Raw genomic sequence first — 2,738 nt, forward strand, 5'->3', positions numbered from 1 at the left:
AAGAAGTAACGGTGCAGGTAATGATTGTTGCTGCAGTATCGGCAGGCCGGGCCCGTGCCTAGCGTTCTTCCCCTCGGCGACCCGGCGCCGGCGGACGGGCTGCTGCCCGCCCAGGCGGGCGAGGGCGCCGATCAGCGAGCATTCGGGCTGTACGTGCACATCCCGTTCTGCGCGGTCCGCTGCGGGTACTGCGACTTCAACACCTACACCGCCACCGAGCTGGGCGGCGGGGCCTCCCAGGACGCCTACGCCGCCACCGCGATCGCGGAAGTGGAGTTCGCCGCCGCGGCCCTGAAGGGCAGCGGCCTGCCCGGCCGCCCCCTCAGCACGGTCTTCTTCGGCGGCGGCACCCCCACCCTGCTGCCGGCGGAGGACCTGGCGCGCATCCTCAGCGCCGCGATCGACGCCTGGGGACTGCAGCCCGGCGCCGAGGTGACCACCGAGGCGAACCCCGATTCCGTTACGCCCGCATCCCTGCAGCTGCTGGCCGACGCCGGGTTCACCCGCGTTTCGTTCGGCATGCAGTCGGCCGTGCCGCACGTCCTGAAGGTCCTGGACCGCACCCACACGCCCAGCCGGGTGCCCGAGGTGGTGCAGTGGGCGCGTAATGCCGGGCTCTCGGTCAGCCTCGACCTCATTTACGGGACGCCGGGGGAGTCGTTGGAGGACTGGCGCTACTCGCTCGAGACCGCACTGTCCTACGCCCCCGACCACATCAGCGCCTATGCCCTGATCGTTGAAGACGGCACCAAGCTTGCCGCGCAGATCCGCCGTGGCGAAGTGCCGGAAATCGACGACGACGACCACGCCGCCAAATACGAACTCGCCGACGAACTGATTTCCGCCGCCGGGCTCAACTGGTACGAGGTCAGCAACTGGTCCCGCACCCCCGAACAGGCCTGCCGGCACAACCTCGCATACTGGCGCGGGGACGACTGGTGGGGCATCGGGCCCGGGGCGCACTCGCACGTGGGCGGCGTCCGCTGGTGGAACGTCAAGCACCCCACCGCCTACGCCAACCGCCTCGGCGCCGGCGCCTCACCCGCCGCCGGACGCGAAACGCTGGACTCTGAAACCCGTAACGTGGAACGGGTCATGCTCGAGGCCCGGCTCAATTCCGGACTCGACATCCCAAGCCTCGGCGGCCTGGGGGACACCGGCAGGCACGCTGTGGCGGGGCTGATCGCGGACGGCCTCGTGGACCCCGCGGCGGCTTTCAAAGGCCGGCTCATTCTCACGCTTAAGGGCCGGCTGCTGGCCGACGCCGTCGTCCGCAGGATCCTGCCGGACTAGTCTGCCGGCAAAACTTCCACGACTTGGCTGCCCGCACCAGCGGCCACAACACCCTGCCGCACAAAACAGAGCCGGCCGCTGCCCCTGACGGGCGGCGGCCGGCTCTCGTGCTTGGGTCCGGGCCGGCTATTTGATCCAGCGCAGGTTGAACTCGTAGCGGTGCGGCTGGCCGCGGTTGACGTGGATGCCTGCCGCCACCGAGAAGCACGTCACGGCGATCCAGATCACTGTGGCGAGCACGGCGAAGAGGTTGCCCACCACCGGGATGAAGACCAGCAGATTGGCCAGCACCGCGGCCAGGGTCGGCGGCAGCGTGAAATTGAGGGCTTCCTTGGATTCCTGTGCCGTGAACGGGCCGCGGTCCTTGAAGATGAGGTAGATCAGCAGCGACGGCACGCAGCCCAGGATGCCGCCGAAGTGCGCGAGCGTGGCCCACTGGCGGTCCTCGCTGGCCGTCAGCGGCAGCGCGTTTGCCGGAACGCCATGGTACGGGGGCTGGCCATGGCCAGCCTGATTGCCCGTGTGTTCGCGTGCGTTATCTGCCACGGTGTAGCCCTTCGGATTGCGGTGATGCGTTGCTGCCTGGGTTGTGCCTGAAATAGCCGGGACCGCACTGGAAGCGCGGCCGCCGTTTCAAGAATACTTGCTCGGGCAAGGAAATGGAGATCAGGGGCGGCCGCCGCGGCGGACTAGGGCACGGTGAGGAAGTCGATGACCTCTTCCACGCGGCCAAGCAGCGACGCCTCCAGATCAGCGTAGCTGCGGACAGCCCCCAGGAGTTTCTGCCAGCCGAGGCCGATGTGCTCCTTCGTGGAGTGGGGCCACCCGAAAGCCATGAGGATCCCGGTCTTCCAGTCCGTGCCGCGGGGGATCACGGGCCACTGCTCGATCCCCAGGACCGAGGGCCGGATGGCCTGCCACACGTCCACGTAGGGGTGCCCCACAATCAGGACGTTGCCTGCGGCGCCCGGAGAGGCCATGACGGCGTCGGCGATCCGCGACTCCTTGGAGTCGGCCACCAAGTGGTCTACGAGCACGCCGAGGCGCCGGCCGGGGCCCGGGCCGAAGTCCGCCACGGCGGCCGCGAGGTCGTCAATGCCGTGCAGGGGCTCGACGACGATGCCCTCCACCCGGAGGTCATCGCCCCAGACCTTCTCCACCAGCTCGGCGTCGTGCTTTCCTTCCACCCAGATGCGGCTGGCCTTGGCCACCTGTGCGCGCTGCCCGGCCACCCGCACCGAGCCCGACGCCGTGCGGCCGGCACCGGCGGCCGGTGCCGTCTTCTTCGGGGCCGGCGGCATCAGGCGGATGGGCTGGCCGTCCAAGAGGAAGCCGAAGCCGAGGCGGAAGGACCGCGACTTGCCCCGCCGGTCCTCCAGCGCCACCACGTGCATGCCGCCGGACTTCTCCACCCGGGTTACGGCGCCCACCCAGCCGGACTGGAC

General features: G+C 69.5%; 3 protein-coding genes. 1 reads left to right on the plus strand and 2 read right to left on the minus strand.

Features of this window, described 5'->3' with window-relative positions; genetic code table 11:
• Nucleotides 1–54 precede the first annotated feature (54 nt).
• Nucleotides 55–1,293 carry a radical SAM family heme chaperone HemW gene (gene hemW / locus LQV45_RS24395; RefSeq protein WP_230009195.1) on the plus strand — a complete coding sequence of 413 codons (1,239 nt, stop codon included), beginning with the start codon at nt 55–57 and terminating at the stop codon, nt 1,291–1,293.
• A gap of 126 nt (nt 1,294–1,419) precedes the next feature.
• Here hemW and LQV45_RS24400 read toward each other — a convergent pair whose 3' ends face one another.
• Together LQV45_RS24400 and LQV45_RS24405 are read right to left on the minus strand one after the other, a co-directional pair.
• Nucleotides 1,420–1,839, minus strand: coding sequence for a DUF4870 domain-containing protein (locus LQV45_RS24400; RefSeq protein WP_026537291.1), 420 nt, complete (start codon nt 1,837–1,839; stop codon nt 1,420–1,422).
• A gap of 143 nt (nt 1,840–1,982) precedes the next feature.
• The coding region (locus LQV45_RS24405) for a DUF3097 family protein (protein WP_230009196.1) at nt 1,983–2,738 on the minus strand (756 nt) is incomplete at its 5' end.

This window comes from Microbacterium sp. Bi128 (assembly GCF_918698205.1).